32 protein-coding genes and 1 other RNA gene are annotated in these 22,809 nt (G+C 41.5%); 10 read left to right on the forward strand and 23 right to left on the reverse strand.

Annotated features, from left to right (window positions below; all coding sequences use genetic code 11):
* Positions 1 to 42: 42 nt before the first annotated feature.
* From WC788_00060 to WC788_00095, 8 genes are all read right to left on the reverse strand, one after another.
* The gene (locus WC788_00060) at positions 43 to 612 is read right to left on the reverse strand and encodes a hypothetical protein (GenBank protein ID MFA6096003.1); all 570 of its coding nucleotides are present in this window, start codon (positions 610 to 612) and stop codon (positions 43 to 45) included.
* Positions 613 to 647: 35 nt separating this feature from the next.
* Positions 648 to 1,139, reverse strand: coding sequence for a hydrolase (locus tag WC788_00065; protein ID MFA6096004.1), 492 nt, complete (start codon positions 1,137 to 1,139; stop codon positions 648 to 650).
* A 16-nt stretch (positions 1,140 to 1,155) separates the two neighbouring features.
* Positions 1,156 to 1,311, reverse strand: a complete 156-nt coding sequence (locus tag WC788_00070) for a hypothetical protein (protein MFA6096005.1) — start codon at positions 1,309 to 1,311, stop codon at positions 1,156 to 1,158.
* Between the two features lie 15 nt (positions 1,312 to 1,326).
* Entirely contained in the window at positions 1,327 to 1,845 is a 519-nt protein-coding gene (locus WC788_00075; protein MFA6096006.1) for a class IV adenylate cyclase, read from the reverse strand.
* Between the two features lie 40 nt (positions 1,846 to 1,885).
* Complete coding sequence (locus WC788_00080) at positions 1,886 to 2,581, reverse strand: CDGSH iron-sulfur domain-containing protein (protein MFA6096007.1); 696 nt, start codon at positions 2,579 to 2,581, stop codon at positions 1,886 to 1,888.
* A gap of 26 nt (positions 2,582 to 2,607) precedes the next feature.
* Entirely contained in the window at positions 2,608 to 3,300 is a 693-nt protein-coding gene (locus tag WC788_00085; GenBank protein MFA6096008.1) for a DNA alkylation repair protein, read from the reverse strand.
* Positions 3,301 to 3,305: 5 nt separating this feature from the next.
* Positions 3,306 to 4,058, reverse strand: coding sequence for a hypothetical protein (locus tag WC788_00090; protein ID MFA6096009.1), 753 nt, complete (start codon positions 4,056 to 4,058; stop codon positions 3,306 to 3,308).
* A gap of 223 nt (positions 4,059 to 4,281) precedes the next feature.
* Positions 4,282 to 5,256, reverse strand: a complete 975-nt coding sequence (locus tag WC788_00095) for a phosphotransferase (GenBank protein ID MFA6096010.1) — start codon at positions 5,254 to 5,256, stop codon at positions 4,282 to 4,284.
* 129 nt (positions 5,257 to 5,385) lie between these two features.
* Here WC788_00095 and WC788_00100 point away from each other — a divergent pair, with 129 nt between their 5' ends.
* Positions 5,386 to 5,538, forward strand: a complete 153-nt coding sequence (locus WC788_00100) for a hypothetical protein (protein ID MFA6096011.1) — start codon at positions 5,386 to 5,388, stop codon at positions 5,536 to 5,538.
* A 41-nt stretch (positions 5,539 to 5,579) separates the two neighbouring features.
* Here the strand turns inward: WC788_00100 and WC788_00105 are convergent, their stop codons facing one another.
* The gene (locus tag WC788_00105) at positions 5,580 to 6,173 is read right to left on the reverse strand and encodes a hypothetical protein (GenBank protein ID MFA6096012.1); all 594 of its coding nucleotides are present in this window, start codon (positions 6,171 to 6,173) and stop codon (positions 5,580 to 5,582) included.
* Positions 6,174 to 6,360: 187 nt separating this feature from the next.
* On the opposite strand from WC788_00105, the gene WC788_00110 reads away from it, so the two are divergent.
* The 3 genes from WC788_00110 to WC788_00120 all read left to right on the forward strand — a co-directional run bounded on the left by WC788_00110 (position 6,361) and on the right by WC788_00120 (position 8,141).
* On the forward strand, positions 6,361 to 6,696 hold the full coding sequence (locus WC788_00110; protein MFA6096013.1) for a hypothetical protein: 336 nt from the start codon (positions 6,361 to 6,363) through the stop codon (positions 6,694 to 6,696).
* Between the two features lie 136 nt (positions 6,697 to 6,832).
* Complete coding sequence (locus WC788_00115; protein ID MFA6096014.1) at positions 6,833 to 7,264, forward strand: TipAS antibiotic-recognition domain-containing protein; 432 nt, start codon at positions 6,833 to 6,835, stop codon at positions 7,262 to 7,264.
* Positions 7,265 to 7,514: 250 nt separating this feature from the next.
* Positions 7,515 to 8,141: an HD domain-containing protein gene (locus WC788_00120; protein ID MFA6096015.1), complete on the forward strand. Its 627-nt coding sequence runs from the start codon at positions 7,515 to 7,517 to the stop codon at positions 8,139 to 8,141.
* A gap of 106 nt (positions 8,142 to 8,247) precedes the next feature.
* Here WC788_00120 and WC788_00125 read toward each other — a convergent pair whose 3' ends face one another.
* From WC788_00125 to WC788_00160, 8 genes are all read right to left on the reverse strand, one after another.
* Complete coding sequence (locus WC788_00125) at positions 8,248 to 9,051, reverse strand: M14 family zinc carboxypeptidase (GenBank protein ID MFA6096016.1); 804 nt, start codon at positions 9,049 to 9,051, stop codon at positions 8,248 to 8,250.
* A 207-nt stretch (positions 9,052 to 9,258) separates the two neighbouring features.
* Positions 9,259 to 9,741, reverse strand: coding sequence for a hypothetical protein (locus WC788_00130; GenBank protein ID MFA6096017.1), 483 nt, complete (start codon positions 9,739 to 9,741; stop codon positions 9,259 to 9,261).
* A gap of 48 nt (positions 9,742 to 9,789) precedes the next feature.
* Positions 9,790 to 10,152 carry a hypothetical protein gene (locus tag WC788_00135; GenBank protein ID MFA6096018.1) on the reverse strand — a complete coding sequence of 121 codons (363 nt, stop codon included), beginning with the start codon at positions 10,150 to 10,152 and terminating at the stop codon, positions 9,790 to 9,792.
* Entirely contained in the window at positions 10,152 to 10,277 is a 126-nt protein-coding gene (locus WC788_00140; protein MFA6096019.1) for a hypothetical protein, read from the reverse strand. The genes WC788_00135 and WC788_00140 overlap by 1 nt, the downstream gene beginning before the upstream one ends.
* Positions 10,278 to 10,305: 28 nt before the next feature.
* Positions 10,306 to 10,662: a hypothetical protein gene (locus WC788_00145; protein MFA6096020.1), complete on the reverse strand. Its 357-nt coding sequence runs from the start codon at positions 10,660 to 10,662 to the stop codon at positions 10,306 to 10,308.
* A 308-nt stretch (positions 10,663 to 10,970) separates the two neighbouring features.
* Positions 10,971 to 11,585 (reverse strand): hypothetical protein, encoded by a 615-nt coding sequence (locus WC788_00150; GenBank protein ID MFA6096021.1) that lies wholly within the window; start codon positions 11,583 to 11,585, stop codon positions 10,971 to 10,973.
* A 361-nt stretch (positions 11,586 to 11,946) separates the two neighbouring features.
* On the reverse strand, positions 11,947 to 12,345 hold the full coding sequence (locus WC788_00155) for a hypothetical protein (protein MFA6096022.1): 399 nt from the start codon (positions 12,343 to 12,345) through the stop codon (positions 11,947 to 11,949).
* 112 nt (positions 12,346 to 12,457) lie between these two features.
* Positions 12,458 to 12,949, reverse strand: coding sequence for a hypothetical protein (locus tag WC788_00160; protein MFA6096023.1), 492 nt, complete (start codon positions 12,947 to 12,949; stop codon positions 12,458 to 12,460).
* A 157-nt stretch (positions 12,950 to 13,106) separates the two neighbouring features.
* Between WC788_00160 and WC788_00165 the strand changes: the two genes are divergently transcribed.
* On the forward strand, positions 13,107 to 13,412 hold the full coding sequence (locus WC788_00165; GenBank protein MFA6096024.1) for a hypothetical protein: 306 nt from the start codon (positions 13,107 to 13,109) through the stop codon (positions 13,410 to 13,412).
* Positions 13,413 to 13,458: 46 nt separating this feature from the next.
* Here the strand turns inward: WC788_00165 and WC788_00170 are convergent, their stop codons facing one another.
* Both WC788_00170 and WC788_00175 read right to left on the reverse strand, forming a co-directional pair.
* Entirely contained in the window at positions 13,459 to 14,361 is a 903-nt protein-coding gene (locus WC788_00170; GenBank protein ID MFA6096025.1) for an AEC family transporter, read from the reverse strand.
* Positions 14,362 to 14,565: 204 nt separating this feature from the next.
* Positions 14,566 to 16,722, reverse strand: coding sequence for a carbohydrate binding domain-containing protein (locus WC788_00175; protein ID MFA6096026.1), 2,157 nt, complete (start codon positions 16,720 to 16,722; stop codon positions 14,566 to 14,568).
* A 349-nt stretch (positions 16,723 to 17,071) separates the two neighbouring features.
* On the opposite strand from WC788_00175, the gene WC788_00180 reads away from it, so the two are divergent.
* The 5 genes from WC788_00180 to WC788_00200 all read left to right on the forward strand — a co-directional run bounded on the left by WC788_00180 (position 17,072) and on the right by WC788_00200 (position 19,305).
* On the forward strand, positions 17,072 to 17,455 hold the full coding sequence (locus tag WC788_00180) for a hypothetical protein (protein ID MFA6096027.1): 384 nt from the start codon (positions 17,072 to 17,074) through the stop codon (positions 17,453 to 17,455).
* A 232-nt stretch (positions 17,456 to 17,687) separates the two neighbouring features.
* Positions 17,688 to 17,900: a hypothetical protein gene (locus WC788_00185; protein ID MFA6096028.1), complete on the forward strand. Its 213-nt coding sequence runs from the start codon at positions 17,688 to 17,690 to the stop codon at positions 17,898 to 17,900.
* A 175-nt stretch (positions 17,901 to 18,075) separates the two neighbouring features.
* A complete protein-coding gene (locus WC788_00190; GenBank protein MFA6096029.1) occupies positions 18,076 to 18,456 on the forward strand; it encodes a hypothetical protein in 381 nt (126 codons plus the stop codon).
* A gap of 220 nt (positions 18,457 to 18,676) precedes the next feature.
* Positions 18,677 to 19,129, forward strand: coding sequence for a hypothetical protein (locus WC788_00195; protein MFA6096030.1), 453 nt, complete (start codon positions 18,677 to 18,679; stop codon positions 19,127 to 19,129).
* Between the two features lie 8 nt (positions 19,130 to 19,137).
* Positions 19,138 to 19,305, forward strand: coding sequence for a hypothetical protein (locus WC788_00200; GenBank protein MFA6096031.1), 168 nt, complete (start codon positions 19,138 to 19,140; stop codon positions 19,303 to 19,305).
* A gap of 233 nt (positions 19,306 to 19,538) precedes the next feature.
* On the opposite strand, the gene WC788_00205 is transcribed toward WC788_00200, so the two are convergent.
* The 4 genes from WC788_00205 to WC788_00220 form a co-directional block, all read right to left on the reverse strand.
* An RNA gene (locus tag WC788_00205) (hammerhead ribozyme type II) lies at positions 19,539 to 19,612 on the reverse strand.
* A gap of 53 nt (positions 19,613 to 19,665) precedes the next feature.
* On the reverse strand, positions 19,666 to 20,061 hold the full coding sequence (locus WC788_00210; GenBank protein ID MFA6096032.1) for a very short patch repair endonuclease: 396 nt from the start codon (positions 20,059 to 20,061) through the stop codon (positions 19,666 to 19,668).
* A 5-nt stretch (positions 20,062 to 20,066) separates the two neighbouring features.
* The gene (locus WC788_00215; protein MFA6096033.1) at positions 20,067 to 21,764 is read right to left on the reverse strand and encodes an ATP-binding protein; all 1,698 of its coding nucleotides are present in this window, start codon (positions 21,762 to 21,764) and stop codon (positions 20,067 to 20,069) included.
* Positions 21,751 to 22,809: a DNA cytosine methyltransferase gene (locus WC788_00220; GenBank protein MFA6096034.1), complete on the reverse strand. Its 1,059-nt coding sequence runs from the start codon at positions 22,807 to 22,809 to the stop codon at positions 21,751 to 21,753. The genes WC788_00215 and WC788_00220 overlap by 14 nt, the downstream gene beginning before the upstream one ends.

Consider the following 22,809-nt stretch of genomic DNA (forward strand, 5'->3'; position numbering starts at 1 on the left):
CTGGAATGATCCGGCGGTATTTCTTATACGCAATTTTGATATTTAATAAATAATATTCGTATTCGGGAGAAGCCGTTTCAATTCATTGACGCTGTCCAGGGAATATTTATTATTCGATATGTCCAAGGTCTTAAGATTGTCTTTGAGATTTGCGATCTCATTTGGAAAAGTATCAAGACCGTTATAGGAATAATTCAGCGTGGAAAGATTCTTGAGTTGTCCGATCTCCGCCGGAATGCCGGTCATGCTGTTATATTGGACATCCAGGATCCTCAAATTGGACATTTTCCTTATTTCCCCGGCAAGCGATCCCTGAAGTTCATTGTGATCGAGATACAGCTCCTCGATGTTCGAAAGCCCGCCGATCTCGGAAGGCAACGACCGGAGTTTGTTGTTGGAAAGAACGAGCTTCGTCACCTGGGTCTGGCTCAGTGTTTCTTTCGGGATCGAGGTTAGATCCTTTCCGCTTAAATTTATTTCCTTCGCGCCGCCGACACCGGGAATATTCGGAATGATACTGGCTGGAGTTGTCCGCATTGTCCCCAAAAGATATGCAGAAGCAACAACCAGAATGGCGGCGACCGCGATCAGCAAGATCGATGTTTTTGTCATGTATTTATAATAATTATTAACGAATTATGAACGGGTCAATCTATCTTCGCAAAAAGAACGACATAGTTCTTGCCATATGCTTTGGCACATCTGGGACAGGTGGTGTATGAAAAATAAAGCTTCTTCATTTCTTTCCCTTTGTTTTTCACATAGTCCGCCATATCCTGCGCCCATTTCCCCGCATTGCCATAGGGGCCTTCATATACCCTGGTAAGATACGTTCCGGAAATTCTTGCCATCTCGCAGCCCGGAACTTCCTTGGCCACATCTATATAGACGTCCGCACCCCACAAAGATTTCTCATCGGTAAGCATCAGCTGATGCAAAGCGGAAGCATCCGCGTCATTTATTGCTTCCATGTTTTTTACGATCACTTTCCCCATGTTCAACGGAATGTGCAAAAAACACGCGACATGATCTTTCACGAATAATTTATCTTTCCAGACTATTTCCTTCTCCTGCCAGGGTGCGGGATCGAACGGTTCGCAGCACCCGGTCGGTTTGATAGTCTTACTGACACTTTCCATATTTTTAATTTAAATATTATTTATCTTTTTTGTCCGCAAAAAGAAAAACTGTCCCAAGGGCCGAAAAAAGCAGCGCTTCCGGAAAATTCCCCTTTTGAACCGCTTCAATGAGCGCAACTCCGAAAAACAATATAAAAACCGCAAAATTCTTTCCGATCTTGATCTTTACCATATTTTTGTATGTTAGTTATTTTCTCTTTATCAGCATGTCGCTATAGGAATCGGCAAGAAGATCTTCTTTTTTGATGCCAAAGAGCTCAAGGTAGCGGTTGCACTGCTCCAGCAGTTTCTCCCTGCCTATCTTCCCGTCTTTATCGGCAGCCTCGATCTCGGCAAAAGTCCCAAGACCGCTGACGTCATCCAGATGGAATTTCACATTATCTATATAATAGATCTCCCTTTTTTTGTCGACTACGACCAATTGTCCCAGAGACCTTGAAAGAACCTCTTTCAGGCTTGATCGCGGATCGGAATCGAACAGGATCGTGCTTGACTCCTTGGGGCCCTTTTTGTTCTCCCGTTCGTAATAGACAAGATGATTCTCAATATCCCCCTCCCGCAATTTCAGCCTCCCTGAGTTCACATTGAAATATGTATCGATCTGATGGTCGATCCCCTTGAAATCCGCATTATGCGAATTCAATATCTTCCTGATCTTGTCCTGATCGGAGCACTTTGCCTTTATTTCTATATTCAAATACTTCATTTTATTTATTTTTTTATCTTATAATATTCGGAAGTTCCCTTCAGATCCCGGCAGAAAAACCTTCCTTATGCCTTCCGTCGCAAAATGGCCTGTTCTTCGACCTTCCGCACCGGCAAAGAGTGACGCGGTTCCGGACCTCGTAAACCTTGCCATCCGACCCCTCGACGGGAATGCCTCCGCGCGCCCAGATCGGACCGCTGACACCGGCCTCGGGATCTTCGACAAGCCCTATGGACGGCTTGAAGTCCGGCTCAATGGCTTTCTTCGTTTTTTTATCCCAAGCCACAAGGCGGCCTCCCGGGCAATTGCACGCCTGTTCCGTTGCGAGTTTTTTGGATCCGGGATCATCCGATTTGGCTGTCAGTTCCCACGTCCCTTCAAAGCGGTCGCAGAATCTTGCAGACACGCAAAGGTCTTCGCGATCCGTCAGCACAAGATCAGGCCCTTCAAGCTTCTCGGCGCAGTCAATATATTTCTTCCTGCTGGCCGTTTCCGACCCGTCAAATCCCACTTTCTCATGAGTTTTGTCGCAATAGGGCATGTCCCCGGACCTTCCGCAACGGCAAAGATAATATTCTTCCTTGTCGGGATAGCGCCTGCCCTCCTCCCACTCCTTTGAGTATCCGTGCTCGTCCGCGATTATGGTCTGCTTTGACATCGGAACGCCTCCCGTCACCTTATAGGGACCGTTTTTCATAATCTTTATTCTCGGATCTTTTTTGTTATTTTTTTCCATATATTTTAAATTATATGATAACAAGTTTAAAATCTTTTATTCTCCAATTCCCTGATCGCATCGCCCGCGATCCACTTTGCGGACCGGGAATCCGATCTTCTTATTTCCTTTGCAACCTTCAGAGCCTCCTTGTTCAGAGTTCTATTTCTCTTTCCGATCTGGCGGAGCGCCCAATTGACAGCTTTTTTCACAAAGTTCCTTTCATCAACGCATTCTTTTTTTATGTATGGAAAAAAATCAATGAATGCGCCGTCATTCGCAGACTTATCATGCACCGCAAGAGTCGCCATCAGCACGAACCCGGCACGTTTCACAAACTCTTCTTTTCGTTCGCTCCACTCGGCCGCCTTGTCATATGCGAATTCGGTCCTGTCAAAAAGGTTTCCACAGGCCTGGTCGCACAGGTCCCAGGACTCCAGATCCGAAACCCAGGACTCCATCTGCGCCTCGGTCACCAGATCCGGATCATCGACAAGCACGGCAACGATCCTTGCTTCATGGATCTTTGAATTCCAGAGCTTAAGCGCCAGATCATGGCGATATCCGGAAACGTCTTTTTCTCTCTTCGCTTCTTTTTTCACCGTCCGGGCAAGGTCCCTCAGATACGGCATACCCACACCAAGAGTGTTCTTTGAGCTGATGCCGAACCTCGCCATTCCCTCAACGTTCTTCCGGCTCCCATTGGCTCTAAGTTTTGAGATTATCTCTTTGCAATTCATATGTTTCATTGAAGATTATCGAAAAAATTGCATCTTGAAGCCGCATCCAGATCGTCCGTCTCTCCTATATAGATTTCAGTAAATTTCGAAACATCCAGCCCATCAATGCCCACATGGCAGATAATGCCGCCAGAAAGAAAATATTTCAGCGGTCCGTCCGAGAAAGTGCCGTTCGGGACATTCAGGCATACCGTATCTATCCTATTGTCTTTCAGAAGTTTCCTGATGCCGCCCAGCAAATTTTCATATTTATCCGAGATCAGGAGGTCATCGGGAAGCCATTTGCAGCTCGCACAGGTCGAAACTTGCGGAAATTTTTTCTTGAACGAAAGCAGCCTTCCGAGGTTTGACCACTCCGTGAGATAATCAGGCTCCCCTTCCCTGCGGCTATATCCAAACCTCAATTCCTCCGCAAAAGAATGAACCAGACATTTTTGCGCACCGATCCTGGAAACCGTTTTTTCGACGACCGGCCACGCATCAGGATGTTTGCAATCGATAACGACAGGGATCATTGCTTTCGAAACCAGACCCACAGCTTCCCAGATGGGCATGGAAACGGCCCGAGCTTCCCCGCTTTTTTCATAATATTCTTCCGAGTGGCCGAGATACGGTTTTCCCGAACCGTCCACGCATACATCAAGGTCCATGCTCTTCTTCTCGCCGATCGCCTTCCGGACGATGTCTTCGCTTGCCGAATATGTGTGAAAAAGCGTGAAAGGCTTTTTTGAATCAAGTATTTTTTTTGTAAGAGACATATTATATAGAGTTATTCTCGACATATATATGATAACATCCACCGGTGTTTATTGGAATATAGTTATCAACACAAAATGCGTATTTTCCCGGCATGATCCGAAAATGCAGCTTGATTTTATTATCGTCGGCAAGTGCCGCTAAAAACAAAAAAGGAAGCCGGATCGATCGACTTTCGGCCTCTATTTAAAATACGAAAACGGAAAAAACTGATCCGCGATCGCTCTATCCGTCGGATAATTCTTTTTTCAATCCGTTGCGTCCCAGATCAAGCCAGTATCCGGTTTCTTCACTGTCATTGCCGTTGATATATTTCTCCTGGTGAGCACCCATGAATTCCATCGCTATGCCGGCTAATGCATACGGATAGACATACTTTCGCTCTTCCTGGGTGAGCGGATTAAACCCGGAATATTCGTCTGAAACCAGTTCCGCTTTATCCCGCAAGGACAAGGAGTCATTCTTGTCATAAAGCAAATTAGCCAGAATTACCGATATCTCCTGGATCCTCGGCTGCCAATTCGAAACTGAAAAATCCAAAATATACATTTTTCCATCGTCGCCCTTTATAATGTTGGCTTTTGTGAAATCGCCATGGACAAAACAGCAAGGCAGACTGCCGGCCGGAATTGCATCGTATTGAGCCAGAACTCTTTCGACCAGCTTGAGGTCATCGGCCTGAATGAACTTCCGAACCTTCTGAAATGTTCTATGGATATTTGGAATAGCCCAGCTGTCGGACAAATATGCAGGGTGATGGTCTATCCTGTCTATCTTGGCAGCCTGTTTAATTATCGCCCGCCGCTCGCTGTCATCAGGGCAGCGGCCCATGTCCAAAAATGTCTTGCCCTCGATGAATTTCATCAGCACCATCGAGATACCGTTGGCAGCGCTGTCCATATACACCACCCCTCCATCGCTCGTTTTTTCCAAAAAGGGATGATTGACCCCCGCATCTATGGCTTTTTTCATTATAGTGCCGTATCGCAAAATGATCACGGGCGTACGTTCTTTGGAAAATATTTTCGCCACATATTTTCCCCCCGATGCTTCGATGGCCACGTTGCAATCTTCATAGCCCATTTCAATCACATAGTAGCCTGCGGGCTTCCCGATCCCATAGGCACCGCAAAGACGGTCTACTACCGGGCCAAGATCTCCCGAGTAATTCAGCCTGTCGGCCGGCGTTTTTTTGTTCATTTCCATGCTCATTATATTAATACCCTATTTTAATATGAATAACGCAACTCTTCAAGGTCTTTCGTAAAAATGACTCCGGGTTGACTTCCATAAAAACCGTGTGTTATTGTTGAGATCGGAGGCAAGAATATGTGCGAAAAATGCAAAAAATGCCATGAAAATCCTGCGATCTCGAGCGGTTTTTGCATCGAGTGCCTGGCAGACGAATGGGGAAAAATAATAGATAGCGGGCATCCGATGATCTCGCCGCAATCACTGATAAAAACCAAGACAGAAAAATGATATCTGTCTTTTTTCTTGCGCCTTTTCAGAATGCTTGGCCGTTAACTCTGCCAGCGGCATTTCTTTTTGAAAATATTCTTCCTGTGTATGCAGATGACAAGCGACGCGTTTATGATCACAAGATATGCCGGAAAAGCGTATGAAGAAAAATTCCAGGTTTTGATCGCAGTGAAACTCGTAAGCGCGCTGAAAAATCCGGCCGAAAAAGCATCCGCCGTTTCCGTTTCGGGATATTTCCATGATTTCACCAAAGTGGGATATGTGGCAAAGAGGTCGCTCACGAGCGCAAATACTATGGCGACCGTCGGTTCTTTGGTTATTCCCCAAAGGACCAGGGCCAGAATTGAAAATAGCCCGCAAAAATAATCGCTTTTTTCCAGTTTCCAATATGATTTCTTATTCGCGAAAGACGCCGCAAGCACCAGCAATGGAGCCAATCCTGAAACAAAGACCGGAACCGCGGCAAGCCCCACTCCGTCCGAGACCGCGGCAAATGCCGCAATAAGCGGAGCTATGGACCAGAGGAGCCACGAGATCCTGTTCGGCTTGGTCCTGCCCTTCAATGTTTGTTTGATATATGAAGCTTTTCCGATCAGCTGAACCGCAACTGCAACAAAAACTAGATTTTCGATCATATAAGTCTTAATAGATAATTACCATGCTGTTATTATCATATAATAGATCCTGTGTATTTGAAAGAGGATATTTTTTCGCCTCACATTTTTTTCTGACGCTCCGGCGGCCGCCGGTTTTCTTCGCCATACACCTTGACAAAACGCATATTTTTTGATAGTCTTTCATTGCAAAAAGGAGGCATTGTTTTTGACAGGAGAAAATATAATAGTTGTCGTAGAAGCGAATATCGGCCGCGAAGACAGAGAAAGCGGAGAAAAAGTCATCAGGGACGCCGCATGGGATATTGTATCCCGCGTATTGATCACGGAAATTATCGGCTTAGTGTCAAAAGCTTCGCTGATTCTCAACATGATCGATGCTCCGTTTAAAGATACGAAAGTGTATGTGCAAACATATATAATAGGCGGCTACCCCAGGGAAGAAGAGGTGGAAGATATAAGAAAATCGTTCGCGAAAATACCCTGGTGCGTTAAATCGCAGATAGTCACGATACCTGAGAAAAATTTAATAAAAATAATCTGAAGGGCCGTCGCTCTTTTTTTTCTATTTTACCCGCCCGATAGATTTTTTTGGAACACATTTTCGCATATGCGATGACCGGCGTTGCACGCCGATCCGCACTATGATAAGGTGAAATTAATAACAACTATGTTTTAATATGACCAGCAATAATAAGATCGAGAAAAAAGAGCTCTATGACGCTTTCAAGGATGACGACGTCAAAGAATACCAAGAAGAAGCAAAACGGCGCTGGGGCGCAACCGATGCCTACAAGCAGAGTATGAAAAAAATCGGAAAACTTACCAAGGCCCAAATGGAAAAACTGAAAAAAGACGGCATTGAACGCACCAGAGAAATTGCCGCCGGCATGGACAAGGGCGTCGGGGACAAAAAAGTGCAGGAACTTATTGCCCGGCACTACCGGGGCATCCAATTTTTCTATGACTGCCCTCTTGAAATGTACCAGAACCTCGGAAAAATGTACGTGGATGATCCCCGCTTCACGGCCCACTATGACAAGCACCGCCCGGGACTTGCTGTTTTCATGAGAGATGCTATCGCATATTTCTGCGAAACAAATCGGAAATAGCTTGCGAATTTGCCGTTCATTGCAGGGAACATATTGAGCGCATTTGTGTGACTACATCCCTCTGCCATTCCCGACCTGATCGGGAATCCATTTAGTACGAAATATTTCAATTTTATTGGATTCCTGCGTTCGCGAGAATGAAAAATTGCACGACAGGTATAGTTTTGGCAACGACCTATCGTATCGGGTTATCCTTTGACATCAATATCTTATTTAAGATAGAATGACATAAATGAATAAAGGAGGTAAAATGCCCAAAAAAATAAACTACATAAAAAAGATCATACAGGAAGCGGAAAGATCCCTGAAGAGAAAGGAGAAACAATCGATCAGCCACCGGATGGACCACATGGAACGGGTCTGGAAAAGGGCCAAAGCAATTGCCATGAAAATGATGGAAGAACTGGATATCGTGATCGATATGGAAGCACTGGAAGCAGCCTGCCGCCTCCACGATCTGGACGAATCCTATGAAGGGAAAAAAGCGGACCATGTGGAAAACAGCATGACGGACGGAGAAACGCTGATGCGGAAGATCAAGTATCCTCCATGCAGAAGGCGCAAAGTCCTCCAGATAGTCTCGGAACATTCCTCGGAGAGCATCAGGACGCCGACCAGCATTGAAGCAAAGATACTGTTCGATGCGGATAAGCTCGACGGCCTTGGAGCCATAGGGATCGCCAGAGTATTCGCGCTGTGCGGACAGCAGGGACTGAGCATCGCCGAAACCGCAAAGTGGTATCGCGCCAAAATACAGAAAGCAATTCCATATATGCAGACGGACATCGGCAAAAAGCTCGCCGCAAAAAATCTGCCATATGTGATCTCATATCTTGAAAAGATCGAGAAGGAGCAGGCGGAACTGGAAGCCATCTAATAAAGATGGTTTATTTTTTTCGGATAAATCAAGGTTCAAAAAAATCCGCCAAGACGTCATGCCGGGTGGTTTTTTTATTTGCTTTTCCGGACTTTTGCATGCCCTATCAGCTTGAGATCGGGAGATTATCGGAAGAAATAAGCTCAAGCAGGGCTCCTTTATTTATTTCCCAATCGCTTTGATAATCTTTCGATATTTCCACCGTGATAGCCGGATTTCCTGTCATCTCCTTGAACCACTTCGTCGCCGTACCCGAATAATCCCAGCCGCCATAGAATTCGTATCCGGTCCTAGCGGAATACCATTTTGCCAAGGCGACGGAAGGTTCACCTGCTTCCGGCGAGATCAGATTTCCGTGAGCGTGGAAAGATATCATGGCCTTCGGTTTATACTGCTCGACAAGATCCCTGATCACGCGACTCTCACTTTCGGAGAATGGCGCCGGACCGGCATAGTTCCCCTCGGGTCCGTATTGCTCCCACAAGGAAGTAGCGAAATTCAGATTCAGATTAACGCCGCTGGCATTCAGCTTGTCTGTCCGGTCCTCATATCCGTCCGGATTGGCAACCGGAATAATGATCAGTTTTTTTGACTGGGAAACAATGTCAGGATCCAAAGAGATCTCCAGCACCAGGCGATTGAGAAGATCGGCCGTGCCCATCTCGTTGCCATGGATCGCCGCAAATATCAGCAGACTGTCTTTTCCCGACCCGATCTCATAGCCCTCAATGTTCTTCCCCTGCTGCGACTGACCGAAAACCTTCTTTTCGATCTTTGTTTCTTCCGGAACTTTGATTTCTTCTTCGTCAACCGTTGCGATTTCATCCGAAGGCGGCCGGATGATATTGTTCGCGAAAAGGGAGTATCCGCCCGCCAAAAATACGAACAAAAAAATTACGAGATAATACAATAAGGAATTTTTTCTTTTTGCATAATATAATTCCATCTTTGTTCCCTTGGAAATTAAAAAGTACTTTTCGTCCCATGCTTATTACATCGGATAACATCGGGATTTTGCATGTATATTGTCAATATATCAAATTACATCCGTCCGGGCAAAAAAAACCCGCGAATTTTCGCAGGTAAATATGCTATTTTTTTTTGAAGTCTCTTCGGCTCAAAATTCCGACAAGAATAATATTATTATGGCTTCAATGAAAGAAGTGATCAATGATGCCTTGGCTCCGGCGATCATGGCTCCCGCAAATCCGTTCAGCAGATAAGCGGCGGATGCCGCCTGAATGAAAAAATGCGCAGGAAGAGCCAGCAGCAGAATAATAATGACTATATTTTTTATGGATATTATCTTTTGGTCGAAATCGAGCTGCCGGCTTACTATTTCCAGAGCGCACCAGAATATTCCGATCACCAGCGCCGCAGCTACTGTAATAATTATGCCATATATTATTGTTACAAAGTTGCGCGAGACTATATAGTCAATGACCAATACTGCGATGATCGCCAATATTATCGTCAAGATCGCAATATTTTTTCCATACAATCGCAGAGACCTTTCCTTCATGTCTTTAAGCTTTCCCTTAATCGCAAAGACCCATTCCAACACCGTTTTTTTATTTTTCTTTTCCTTTCCACTACTCATCTTTTCCCTCCTTAGTTCATTAAATTCAGCCAACACATTTATTCCCTTTTATTCAGGCAGATGCCGGTTTCTTGCTTCAGCCGTACAGTGTTCGCAGAAACGTATCCTCAAGCACGGCACATCGACATATTCTCTCCCGTGCTTCTCACATATTTTACTTGATATCAGCGTCAGTACGGCAGTTCCGGATTTGGCATTCATAATGCCATTATATTTAAAACCATCTTCTTTCAGCCTCTTTAGATACAAATTCGACACAACGCCGTTGCACCTCGGAGTAATTCTGGAGATGTCGAACAGATAAACGCGATCGGGAATGTCCCGAGGTTTAAAAAGAATGTTTCTTTTTTCATCTCCTTTCACATTTATTCCTAATTTTTTCAGAACATGGAGAACTATATTTTTATTCATTACTTTTTTCCTCCCCCTGTTCGCGAAAAATGTTTCGCGATCTTTTTTGAAAGTCTTCCGGTTTTAGCTGATGCCTTTTCTCTTTTTTCTTTCCACTTCCATTGTTCATCTTTTCCCTCCTTCAAGTTTTACGTTATGCGCACCGACGCAATATTACGCATGACACACATTTGAATCTTTTTTTATTTTTTCATCCCGCTGCGAGGCCCCTACCTGACGCATGTTTTCAAATTCCGTTTTCATGTATTTGAATACCCTTTTTGCATGTTCGCAAAGCTTATTATCCAAAGCCCTTCTGATCGCTATTAACAATACGATCAATGAATAAATATTGATCATTGCCAGATCCACGCCTTTGTACATCAGGTAAAATTCGACAGCAAACAAAAGAATGAACAGCCTGATCTCATAGCAAACAAATATAGCAAGCACCAGCGGGTCTATGATCGCTTCAGTAAACGCTGATCTGTTTTTTTTCGTTCTATCATTTACATTATTATCTTTTTCCATATTTTTCCTCCATCTGATTCCTTTCCAAAGATACCGGGATCCCTTCCTTCTCTTTGAAACAGGGAATATAGGCGCAAACAGTGTTTATGCCCATGTTACCTGCTTAAAAGTTTTGGATTGTAAATGTGCAGCTAAGCCCTCGATAATTAATCAGAGTTCTTCTAAGTTTACCTTTTTAAAAGATAAACTTGGAAAAAGTTGGAAGTTAAAAAATCTTAACTTCCATAATTGTTATTTTTTTTAACAACCAACAAACCTTTTTATTATTTCTTGTCTGCAATCTTCCTCGGCAGGTTTATTATTTTTATCTATTTTTTTTCGAAACAACGGACAGATTGAGCATAACTTTTAGGAGTAGCTACAGATGAACTGCCATTTAAACCTATCAAGCCTATTTCATAACTGTATGCCTCCCTCGAAAGGCGGTGCCAATGAGGCACATTGAGATCATCATCGCACCAAAAATACGCGCGATTACCCTGATCTTCAAACACTCTGTCAACGCTATATCCACAGCAAACCTTGATACAGTGTCTCCCTGCAAAAACAATGTTTGGAATGCTTAGCCCATATATTTCCCACTCGTCACTGTTTGGCATAAATTTTCCAGCTCTCCGAGTTTCACGCCTTGCTGCTCTCCATGAAAAAAGCTGCTCTCCTTTAAATTTTCCATGAAGGAATTCGCAAATATCTCCTTCCGGATTCATTAAAAAGCTTTTTTGTCCCAACCACCCCCTCCAGATTTTCTCCCAGCCAGCGGAGTCAACATGGAAATTCCTTTCTTCTAACTTCAATATTACCTTTGTATTTTCATCCATTTCTTTTTCATCTTCTCCTGCCAAAATTGTTAGAATATTCTCTTTCTCTTTGGAGCAGGCAACCTGGACATTCATTATATTAAATGCCCATATTGTCTGCTTCAAAGTTTTTTGTTTTCGTTATTAATTCGATTTTCAAGGTGCGATCCCTGCCTTCAAAAAACGATCAGAGGCAAATAAAAAACCTTCCCATAAACAAAAAACGCTCTTATCACTAAGAGGTTATTCAGGAAAGGTCCTTAAATTTTTATAAAAGACGAACCAAGCTAACCCCTTAATGATAAGGGGTTCTGACGATCCAACTGCACCTTTGTTTCGAACTGTGAATTATACGTCATAGGATTTTTTGATACTAACTTCAAAGTGTATCATACAATTTTGGAAATGTCAAGCCCGGCCAGCACACATGCTACGTTCTATCTTCAACGATAAAAAATCCCCTCGGCGGTGCCGGGAGGAGTCGGTTTTATGTATTGACGATCTTTGCCCGGATATCAGGCCACTTCATGCTGATCCTTTCAAAGATTATTTTCGCCTGGTTGGCGGTTTTTTCCAATAACTTTTTTTCTTCGTCCGGTCCGCTCATGGCGGACAGAAATCCGATGAATCTCTTGTAAATAAATTGTTCTCCATCTCTGGTTGTGGACATCAGCCGGACAAAATATCTGCGTCCTACAATTTCCGTAAAGAACAAATAATTGTCCGAAACGACATTCTGGCTTTTTTGGATCTCGAATGTCGCCATGATCTCAATGGGGTTTCCGTTTTCGATCGCCGCCTGTGCAAAATCATTTAGTGTTTCCGCCTCCGGGGGAAACATATTCCTTATGAACCTCAGTATTGGTCCTATTATTCTATCGAACACATAATCACCTCTTTTGTTGCCTTCATATTAAATGATTGACGGAGTTTGTCAATGAATTCTTTATGGCGGCCTTCGAAAAAAAAACTGCTATCGAAAAAAAAATAAAGGTGATTTATTCACCTTTTATCCTGTTCACCTTGAAAATAAGTATATTCTCGAAATATTTATTCGCAGCCTTTGCGAATCTCTTTGCATCCTTTTTGGAAATAAAGTACATATCTTTGAGCAGATATTCTCCTTCAGTATCTTCATAATTATTCAAGAATAAATTATATGAATTGGACACAAGATAAACATTATTCAGCTTCCTGGAAATAATTCCACATGCAACCAATAGAATCTGCTCCCAGAAAAAGAATACGCCTTTATCATTACCGCCTTTCATTTTCAGCGATTCCATGTGTGATTTTATATACATTTTATTCTTTCCCTCCAGATATAATGGCCAATTTATTTCCGTACCATTTTTATTCAGAATTATTCGGAAATGGTTTTTCATTGCCTCTTTATCGTCATTGGTTGTTTCTTTGTCATCAAAAAATGAGTCAATGAATTCACTGGCCTTTTCAAATAGAGTTTGTTTCTTCAAAGTTTTTTTCTTCATGTTAAAGACCTCCGCCTGCTATTTGCGCAGAACTGGACAAAATAGCATGGAAAGTTCATTTTGTCAACAGTCCATGGCAAAACCAAACGGCTTTTTAAAGCCGGCCATCTTGACAAACAGCAAAAGATGGTGTAGTATCTCGCAGGAGGCTTCGACAATGATCACGCCAGATTTTATAATGGATGCCCTTGGAGCAATGTTTTTTTTGGGCGCGGCTTATTTTGGACTTTGTCTGATATTCAGAAAATCTATATGGAACTATCCGCCTATAGCATCAATGTATATCGCCATTGTGATATATTCAGTGTTTTCCGGGATAGTGCTCATCCTGCAAATAGCTATTTCGAACACAGCTATCATTCTTTTCTGCATAGTCACATTCGTCTGGGGATACATCACCAGCCGCCTGCCGGCAAGAAAAGTAGAAAAAGAAATAATAATTGAAACAAATAAAGGCACCTGAATGCCTTTTTTTTATTGTCTTCAAGCTCGGATCGGATCGAAGCAATTCAGGAAAAGAATATCATTATGATCGAGGTGGAAACGAATCCAAGCAGGATCGAAAGCGAGATTATTTCCGCGGCGAATTCTTTGTCCAAATTCTCCAGCGATGAGAACGTCAGAGTGTTATAGCCTACCGGCGCGGCGGAGGAAAGGAGCACGATCGTCCTCGTCAGCCCCTCAAGACCAAACACCTGCGAGAAGATCAATCCGAGAATGAATCCGAAAAACATCCTGATCAAAAGAACGCAAGCGGCGGGAGCGGCATGTTTTATATTAAGACTGAAATATATCCCGAGCGCCAGCATGACGAGGGGCGTGACCATGTTTCCCAGAAGCTGGAAAAAATCATCCGCCACGCCGGGCATGCGAATGTTGTAAGCGTTGAGGGTGATGCCGATCATAAGCGCCCAAAGAAGCGGAGAGAAAAACAATTTTCTCGATATGCTTTTGGGATCATATCCATTGGTTCCATATTTACAGGCGACATAATATACGAACGTAAATACAACCAGCGCGTTTCCGAGATCAAACAAAGAATATCTCGCCATCCCATCTTTGCCATAGACAGCGATCACAAAAGGAAGGATGAAGTGGGTGTTCATGATCATCGAGCCGACCAGGAAAACCCCAAGGGTCGGCCTTTCAAGACCCAGCTTCCTACCCGTCGCGCGAGCAAGCACCGAGGTGCACAAGATGATGAGCATGGCGATCACCGGAAGATAAATGAAAGCGAACTCAAGCGCGAGGCTCGAAACTGAAACAATGACGAGAGACGGCGCCGCCGCATAAAAAACTATCTTCAAAAAAAGGTCCGCGTCTTCTTTTTTAAAAATGCCGATCCTTTTCAGGATGTTTCCCGATAGAAATATAAGGAATATGGGCGCGATCTTTATTATTATCTCATTCATAGGATTGCAATTTAGCAGTTTCACTTTCTATATCCTAACAAATTTCCGAAGTTTATTCAAACAAAAACGCGATGACGGAGTAATAATTAATGCTTTTTTTAAAAGTACGGATTATTCTATATCTTATTTTGTATAAAAAAAATCTCCCTGCAATATTTTATGATATCGCGAGAGAGATCAAATGTTTACTTATTCCGATTTTGTTTATTCAAACAAAACCTTACGAAGTCTTATCAATTCTTCTTTTGTCAAGTCACCCAGATTCTTGACTTCCAATTTGACTCCTTCAGCAAATTCTTTTTGCCTTAACTCCGACGTTGTTTTCTCTATAGTATTTTTGAATTCCGCCGGAGACTCATATGCTTTTTTGGCTAATTCTCTTGCCTCTTTTTTCCCTACATATCTATATCCTATCTTTAGAGTACCTTGTACTACTGGTGCCGAAAATGCAATAAACTCAAGATACTCCAAATCAATATAATATACCGTTTGGTTCAATACATTATCTGGAATATTTCCTTTTATTAAAACGGAACTTAAGTTTACTGAATTCTCATCTTTAACACTATACTCATAACTAAGGCTATAGTTATATTGAGGATAGGATAGCCTGCTAAGAAGATACATAGGTTTACCGTCATATAAAATTGTTTTATTGAAAGTATAAACTTCGGTCTCAATACCTTTATTTAGTATGTATTTATCCTTAATACTCTCGTACTGGACTATAGCTGCTTCCCAGCTATCCGAAGTTACATTCCTTTTCAATTTTATATCCTTGTTTTCAAGGATGTAATTCAAGCAAGACGAAACCTTCCAAGTCTCTGGCTGTGAATCAACGCCCGAAAGAGTACAGGCATTTCCTTTTATTACCAATGTCATTTCCTCATTCAAACTGTACATTCTCGAATTAGGTACTGACAATATAGGTTTTGATTCTTCAATTTTCTCCAGCTTTACATCGTCGATATAATATATATCTCCTGCCGCTGCTTGGGACGCAAGCCAGAACATTAAGCGTCCGTCATTTACCGCACCGGTAAAACCGGTTGTGGTAAATTCAGTCGTAAATGTCTGCCAGCCAGTGCCAAGATTAACATAATAATCCGGCATATAAGGAGTATATGGCGATGCGTGCTTGATCAGCCTAACCTTTATATTTCGACCTACATTCGAGTAAGCCGCAAAGGTCAACCGATATCGCGTATTCGATTCCAATACTACTCCAGCTTGATACAACTGGATATTTGAACTGTTGCCGGTAATTGCAAGCTTTGCAACATTTCCCGTAACGTTGGAAGGCTCAATACTGAAAGTTCCTGCTTTTTTTGCATAAAATATCCAGGGCAATGTTCCTGATTCAAACCCGCTGTCGCCAATAATATTTACTGGGGTTGGTTCCGGGGTTAGTTCTGGCGTGGGTTCCGGAGTCGGTTCCGGAGTCGGTTCCGGCGTGGGTTCTGGAGTTGGTTTTTCGAGCTCAAAAGTTATCCTCCTATCCGCATCGGAATAAAAGGAATAGGAATCACTTGGCGTGATATTCTGTAGTTTATTTGCCCATGCCCATTCCGGATTATCCATAGCAGGATCGTAGAATATCCATGCGCTATTGGACCAATTATAATGCCAGACTATTACTCCTGTAAGATTTTTAAAAATCTTTGTGCTGGTTACACCTGATTCTTTCGGTGCTTGCCAAACATTTCCATCTGGCACTCCGGTAGCAAGGTTCAATGTTACAGACCATGGCTGGACCGGAGTAATTACCGGTTCAGGAGTTACTTCGGGGGTTGGTGCCGGAGTTGAAACTGCCGTAGGAGCTACGGTTGGCTCCGGAGTTGCTACGGGCTTTTCTTCTAAAGTGACGAATACATCAGAACTACTGAAATCAACTCTTTTTGTTTGAGTTCTATATTCCGAACTTTCAAAAACAAGTAATTTACCAGTATCTCCTTGGCAAACCTCAACCTTAAACGGAGTAGTGCCTATCCAGCCTACATTAAACTCAGTTATATCAATTCCTGACGGACTGGATGAAATTACCAGATATTTGCACTGCGAATACGCAATCGGTGTATCTGAAATAATTATATCCGCAAAGGAGTTTGTAACTCTTTTGACTGTTATATAAATATGCCCGTGAGCCGTATTTATTGCCCCTTCCTGGTAAAATACATCTTCTCCTGAAATGGTTAATGTAACCAAACACCTTTCTCCGCATCCGAAATCTTTTACCACAACATCATATCCCGGATACTGATCTCCTTTGTGCATTTCCACTGCACCAACTGTCGATGGTGCCATCAGAAGCACCATTGCGGCAAATATTATTGCCCTTACTATGTCTCCATTTCTATTCATTTTTTCACCTTTTTTGTTTCTGTTTTTTCTTTACTTACCTTTTTTTGCAACTAATAAATAGCTGCTTTTTGTTTCTTCTCCGCGGAAAATCTGATGACTCTTCCGTTCGACCCATCTATCATGCACCCTCAGAACACTCCTCCATGTCCCTTCAATCAGCAAATTGTAAAGTGCGATAATTGACTCTGAACATATTTTCTCGTCCAGGCCAACTAAACAGATTACTACTTATTGTAAAATTGTCAAGAGTAATGTAATGATTATCATTTAAAAAATGAAAACGGGCAGTTCTCCTAAGCCTATTATTGACATTTTTTATTTTTGGGTTAAAGTTTGAAAAGGAGGCATAATGTCGAAAGAAAAAGTTATCGCGCATTTGAACAAAATGCTTGAACACACAAAGGAAGCGGAAGCTGACGGATCATTGCAGGATAGCGGAAGAACGGTGGCAAGTTTGGAGAAAGCGATAGAAGCGGTCAAGAACAGCAAGGATTTCGAAATATTTTTCTCTAAATTTATTTCATGCAGAAAATTCCCCTGTAAGTGCGTATCATTCACCTTGCTTCACAACAATATCCGCATAAGATCGGATTTTTATTATCGGGGAATCGTATTATGCACAAATCTGAAGCAGAGTACCAATACAAATATATATTGCCAGGGAATCGACGTGCACCCTGATATCTACAAAAACCCAAAGAAGGAACAGCTATATGAATTACTTATGTTGTAGCATGCAGTCTCGCTACAACTTTTTTTATTCACACGTTTCCTTTTGTTCAGATCATATGCGAGCCGGACTATTTTCACAAGCAGCTGGATTGACAAAGCGCAGAATATAAATTAATGTCTATATCACAGGAGGTTTTAAAATAGTCTCGTCGGATCCGTTGATACTCGGCATGGGAATCCTAGCGCTCTTAATTGCAGCATCTCTTGGTTTATGCCTATATAAAGCCAAGAGCATGTGGAATTATCCGTATATTCTGTCGATATATATCGGCGTCATAGTATTTTTCGTTTTTTACGGAATAATGTTCATTGAAGAAATCGAGTTTACATTCGAAATGAATATAGCGTTCTGGGTTATTGCAGGCATATGGGCATTAGTAACGCTGTGCTTGCCATCCGAAAGAAAAAAGGATGAAGAAGTAAACATAACAAGCAAAGGCACCTAAATGCCTTTTTTTTACTTTTCAACTTGTCATTGCGAGACACGGCAACACCGTGGCAATCTAATCCCCTCTTGAGAGGGGCGGGGGTGTGTTGAATTTGAAAAAGACATCCGACACCCTCATTTCGGCCGTCTTGACAAAAGACAAGAAATGAGGTAGTATCTCGCAGGAGGTTGTTATGACAATTGAAGATAGTATAAAGAGAATTCAAGAACTCGCAAAAAAGATCCAGGACGATACATCAATGCATCCGGCCAAACGGAAAGCCATCGTTCAGCATCTGGAAAGCGCGGAGGAATCACTTTTGAAAAGCGAGAGTGATTATATAAAGAAAGAACAGATCATGGGAATAGCAGGCAAATTGACGATAATATTCGTTCCATTGTTTATGATCTGCCTTCTGATCTATAGCTATGGAATTCCGAATTATGTTCCCCGTGAATCAATTACGTTTTTCCGCATAAGCATTGCCTCATTCGCCATCGCGATGGGCAATATGGTAATTGCACCCGGATTATACTGGATGCAACATAAGATTTTCTCACCCAAAAGTGCCTAAAGCACTTTTTTTCTTTTTCATCTGACAATTCCCCTCTTGAGAGGGGCGTAGGGGTGTGTGAATTGTCACCCTGAGCAAGCCTACTGAATTTATCGTCCCAGGTCCATGAAAAAGGGACGTGACACCTTTATTTTTTCCAAAAAAATATAACTATTATTGACACCAACGTCTTTCTTCATTATCATGTCATAGCAAATGCCGATCCGGCAGGAGGAATAACTTGATAAAAAATGTATTGATCAAAACTTCAGGAGACACGAGCGATCTCGCCGCATTCCGGGAATTCGCCATTGAAAAAGCGAAAAGCAATTATGTCGTGGTGATCTGCGGAGGAGGATCCCAGATCAACCAGGCGCTGAAGAATGCGGGGTTCGAGATCAAATTCAACGACCACGGACGAGTGACCGAGACATGGGAAGAAAGAAAGATCGCGCGCGACATTCTTGAAAAGGAGCAAAAGGATCTTCAGGATTCTTTCGTCGGAAAAGGAATCTCCGTCCTGGCTCCCCTTCTTGAAGCCTCTTCCGTGCTCTGTCCCATCAATGGCGACAACATGGTGAAAGCATTCTATCTCGGATTCGACGAGATATATGTCTTCACGCTCAAAGACAGGATCGATGCGAAGAAGGAAGTCTTCAAGAAATATGAAAAAGTGCAGATCGTGGGAATTTGAGGAGGAATATGTTTCTCACGGACATCTTCATGAAGATGGTCATCTTCTTCGGATGTAAAACGGGATTATATCACCTGAGAGCAAAGTGGACCAAGGAAGGGCTGGTTTGCGAAGATTGCGGATATTTCGAAGATAAAGCTGCATATCAAGCAAGCCTGCACTCCGGTGCGGGATAACAAAAATACACGAAAATCGTGTAATTTTTTTAGGTGAAAAAAGCACCTTACACTTTTTTTCCCGAACAAATCCTTTTCGTCTGACTTTCACAGACTCATCAGTAAGCTAAGCTTATAAGGAAAAATGGCCTCAAGATAAAATAAAAGAAGATAAAGTATTTTCATAACAGTAAGAATTATTGTATTTATTAATCTTAAAAACAGCATCAATTTTAAGGTACGTACAAATATTATGTCGCCTGCCATCATCAGTTTAGAGAGGCCATTCTCTAAAGACACAAATTGATAACCCAAATGTGTTTCGGCTATGAAACTAGGATGTATATATTCTAACAAGAAAATAAAAAGATGCAACCATGACTATATCCTTTGAATAATTCGATCTATAATTTTCTGGCCGTTTTTTAATTGATGCTCCCAAATTCGAAAAATTTTCCAGCCAATTTTTTTATAATATTTCGTTACTTCCCTATCTCTTTCAACATTCCGTGCTAACTTTAATTGCCAAAATCTTTTTCTGGTATTTGGCATACTCCCATGCCTTTTGCATCCATGCCAGAAACAAGAATCTACAAAAATGACAGCCTTGTATTTTGATAAAACCAAGTCGGGCTTCCCGAAATATTTTGATGAATTTTTACAGTAACGAAATCCCACTTTCCAGAGTTTTTTTCTAAATTCAATCTCCAGCTTGCTGTCCTTGCTTCGGACTTTAGACATTATCTCGCTTCGCTTCTTTTTTGAGTAAATATCCATATACTTTAGATTGTTTCCGCATTATCCAATCGATTGAATAAATGTGATAAAAGACTTAATGCGTCTAGACAATCTTGTTCCGTATATAAGCCAGACTGTCTCAAATCTTCAGCAGTTTCGTGCGCCTTTGGATTTCTAAAAGCCATCCACATCGCACGAGCCAATAGACCATGTCCTTTGGAAATGTTTTCCAATGTAAGTGGCTTAAAATCTGTACCATCGGGCCGTTTATACTTTTTTGTTACAGATAATATTGGTAGAACAGGAGGCAGAGGCGGGTTTTGTGGTTTCGGCTGATCCGGTGAAAAAGCTTCTTTAATCAATCTAAGATCAACATTACTGGATGCGGTTTTAGCTTTAATCTGATTAACATATTCAGTCACACCCTCCAGTACGGCACCATAATAATCGCTATTTTTATAATAATTAAAGACAATTTTTTTTAAAACTGGATGCAAATTGCGCCAGTGAAAGTACGGATATGGTTTAATTATATTTTGAAGACCCTTTAAACTGCTTACAAGCTTTTCTTCTGTCATCTCAGAATCTTTCAATAAAGCACCGATGATAGGATCAAGATCTTCTCTAATATTTTCAGGTATATGATTTCGCCACTCACCAATACTCATGCCAGTTTTATTTTCTGCCTCTTTTGATCTTATTTCTGCTCTTCTTTTACGCCAATCTTGTTCCAGCCAATTAATAACTTTTCTTAAATAATCTCTTAATTTTAACATTTCCGGATGACCCCAATTTAAAGATTTTCGATCTGTAGCTATAACGTCTTCATCAAGATCATCAATAAAATCTACTTCCAGCCAACCAGTCAAATACGAAAAGAAATGACTTGACATGCTTTCAGAAAAATACTCCGGTAAATTTACCAATTTTTTCCTAGAAAATAAAGTAACTCCACGCATATTAGTTTTTGGTGAAATCGGCGTTTCTGTCGCAATAAGATATCCAGTAACTTTATTTTTTTCTGAATAATCTGATTCGAGTTTAATTTCTTTTGGAACGTCCCACTCAACTTCTTTTTTTAAATCCGCATACTTCTTCTCGTTTTCAACAAAAAAAGGGTTTTCTTCATTATACTGGATAGAAACTTTAAAAGTATTATCTACAATAAAGATTTTTGACAATGCAACAGCAAGAGCTGACGAATCAAATTCGGTTTGACGATGAAGTCCACGAAGGATAATTGTTGTACCATTTTTAGCATCGCAAGGTTCATCAATCTTTATAAGTTGCGGATGATATTCAGCGGTTTTAGATTCTTTTATGTCTTGCCATCGAAGAATAAAAACGTTCATTTTTAAATTCTTCTTCGTAATCACTTCAATCTCCTCAGCAATCCCAAAAAATGATAACTTCCCTATGCCCTTTTTCCCTATTACTTTTCTCCCTCCTGTAATACTTTCTACTTCTTCCTCATCTCGTCTATTACGACCGATACGAAGAAATTTACTATTGATTTCTTCGAGATTCATTCCAATACCATTATCTTTGACAGCAATTTCCCGTTTTCCGTATTTATCATATAGAAAAACAGTCACGTCTGAGGCATTAGCATCATAAGAATTTGCTACCAACTCAGCGAGAACCGGTGGTAACGTTGAGTACATTCGAACGCCAAGATGTTCAATCGTCGCCGGATCAAATGTCATTTTTAAAATATCCTTTTCTTGATCATTTTGATTCATAATTTTCAATTATAATTTTACCAAGCTGTCTCGCAAATTCGGGAGGAACAGCGTTCCCTATCATTCGCGCAATATCTGACATATTCTTCGCATAAAATACATAGTCTTTGGGAAATGTTTGCAGCGTCGCACCTTCTCGAATAGAAATAGCCCTATTTTCTTCAGGATGAGCAAACCTACCATTAGAAATGCTTAAAAATTTAGTCGTAATAGTCGGGGCAGGCTTATCCCAGCTCATACGACCATAATTATCAATAAAACCATTACCTTTGTATTTTTTCCTTTTTAAATTCTTATCATGGGCCCAATCAAGCCAAGAACCTCCATTTTTTGCAGTCTTCTTAAGACGAAGTAAATTCTTTGATGTAAGGCCGGCAACCGAATGATTAAATTCCGTATCATCCCTAAATCCAGCCTTCACTTTTTGAAATCCATTTTTCTCCCCTAAAACATCAGCAACGGTACGTTTTTTATTTATTGAATATTCTGGAAATATTTCTTTGTCAATCACTCTGCTGGCAACCAAGGAAAATCTTTTGCGAGCCTGAGGAATGCCATAATCACTCATATTCACAATCTCAAAATGAACCTTGTATCCCCTGTCTTTTAAATTGGAAACAAAATTATTCAAGCCGCTCTGATCTTTTTTCCGTAATATTCCCGGGACATTTTCAACCAATACATAACCAGGGTTAAAGTAGTCAACGAATCTCTTAAATTCAATAAGAAGATTTTTTGATTTTTGCGATTTTGTTTTATCATGCTGAATAATAGACCAATACTGACATGGGCTGCAACCAATAAACACAATCTCATCATCGTTTTTTTTCAATCCAAGTCTTTTCGCAAGATCAATTTCTTTTAAAGCAAATACATCAGCCGTTATGAATTGCGAGTTGGGATTATTCTTTTCATATGTCTCTTTGCATGAAGAATCATTATCTATGCCAGCAATCACGTCAATCCCTGCCTGAATTAGACCATTCGTCATTCCACCTCCCGAGCAAAAAAAGTCAACTGCTCTTATTTTTGTTTTTTTTTGCAT

The organism is Candidatus Paceibacterota bacterium (assembly GCA_041661265.1).
Taxonomy (GTDB): domain Bacteria; phylum Patescibacteriota; class Minisyncoccia; order JAHIHE01; family JAGLIN01; genus JBAZUT01.

Excerpts from the sequence above, each read along its gene's own strand:
- WC788_00060 (MFA6096003.1), bottom strand. The coding sequence starts at position 612 with ATGACAAAAACATCGATCTTGCTGATCGCGGTCGCCGCCATTCTGGTT.
- WC788_00065 (MFA6096004.1), bottom strand. The coding sequence starts at position 1,139 with ATGGAAAGTGTCAGTAAGACTATCAAACCGACCGGGTGCTGCGAACCG.
- WC788_00070 (MFA6096005.1), bottom strand. The coding sequence starts at position 1,311 with ATGGTAAAGATCAAGATCGGAAAGAATTTTGCGGTTTTTATATTGTTT.
- WC788_00075 (MFA6096006.1), bottom strand. The coding sequence starts at position 1,845 with ATGAAGTATTTGAATATAGAAATAAAGGCAAAGTGCTCCGATCAGGAC.
- WC788_00080 (MFA6096007.1), bottom strand. The coding sequence starts at position 2,581 with ATGGAAAAAAATAACAAAAAAGATCCGAGAATAAAGATTATGAAAAAC.
- WC788_00085 (MFA6096008.1), bottom strand. The coding sequence starts at position 3,300 with ATGAATTGCAAAGAGATAATCTCAAAACTTAGAGCCAATGGGAGCCGG.
- WC788_00090 (MFA6096009.1), bottom strand. The coding sequence starts at position 4,058 with ATGTCTCTTACAAAAAAAATACTTGATTCAAAAAAGCCTTTCACGCTT.
- WC788_00095 (MFA6096010.1), bottom strand. The coding sequence starts at position 5,256 with ATGAACAAAAAAACGCCGGCCGACAGGCTGAATTACTCGGGAGATCTT.
- WC788_00100 (MFA6096011.1), top strand. The coding sequence starts at position 5,386 with ATGTGCGAAAAATGCAAAAAATGCCATGAAAATCCTGCGATCTCGAGC.
- WC788_00105 (MFA6096012.1), bottom strand. The coding sequence starts at position 6,173 with ATGATCGAAAATCTAGTTTTTGTTGCAGTTGCGGTTCAGCTGATCGGA.
- WC788_00115 (MFA6096014.1), top strand. The coding sequence starts at position 6,833 with ATGACCAGCAATAATAAGATCGAGAAAAAAGAGCTCTATGACGCTTTC.
- WC788_00120 (MFA6096015.1), top strand. The coding sequence starts at position 7,515 with ATGCCCAAAAAAATAAACTACATAAAAAAGATCATACAGGAAGCGGAA.
- WC788_00130 (MFA6096017.1), bottom strand. The coding sequence starts at position 9,741 with ATGAGTAGTGGAAAGGAAAAGAAAAATAAAAAAACGGTGTTGGAATGG.
- WC788_00135 (MFA6096018.1), bottom strand. The coding sequence starts at position 10,152 with ATGAATAAAAATATAGTTCTCCATGTTCTGAAAAAATTAGGAATAAAT.
- WC788_00145 (MFA6096020.1), bottom strand. The coding sequence starts at position 10,662 with ATGGAAAAAGATAATAATGTAAATGATAGAACGAAAAAAAACAGATCA.
- WC788_00160 (MFA6096023.1), bottom strand. The coding sequence starts at position 12,949 with ATGAAGAAAAAAACTTTGAAGAAACAAACTCTATTTGAAAAGGCCAGT.
- WC788_00165 (MFA6096024.1), top strand. The coding sequence starts at position 13,107 with ATGATCACGCCAGATTTTATAATGGATGCCCTTGGAGCAATGTTTTTT.
- WC788_00170 (MFA6096025.1), bottom strand. The coding sequence starts at position 14,361 with ATGAATGAGATAATAATAAAGATCGCGCCCATATTCCTTATATTTCTA.
- WC788_00175 (MFA6096026.1), bottom strand. The coding sequence starts at position 16,722 with ATGAATAGAAATGGAGACATAGTAAGGGCAATAATATTTGCCGCAATG.
- WC788_00180 (MFA6096027.1), top strand. The coding sequence starts at position 17,072 with ATGTCGAAAGAAAAAGTTATCGCGCATTTGAACAAAATGCTTGAACAC.
- WC788_00185 (MFA6096028.1), top strand. The coding sequence starts at position 17,688 with ATGTGGAATTATCCGTATATTCTGTCGATATATATCGGCGTCATAGTA.
- WC788_00190 (MFA6096029.1), top strand. The coding sequence starts at position 18,076 with ATGACAATTGAAGATAGTATAAAGAGAATTCAAGAACTCGCAAAAAAG.
- WC788_00200 (MFA6096031.1), top strand. The coding sequence starts at position 19,138 with ATGTTTCTCACGGACATCTTCATGAAGATGGTCATCTTCTTCGGATGT.
- WC788_00210 (MFA6096032.1), bottom strand. The coding sequence starts at position 20,061 with ATGGATATTTACTCAAAAAAGAAGCGAAGCGAGATAATGTCTAAAGTC.
- WC788_00215 (MFA6096033.1), bottom strand. The coding sequence starts at position 21,764 with ATGAATCAAAATGATCAAGAAAAGGATATTTTAAAAATGACATTTGAT.
- WC788_00220 (MFA6096034.1), bottom strand. The coding sequence starts at position 22,809 with ATGCAAAAAAAAACAAAAATAAGAGCAGTTGACTTTTTTTGCTCGGGA.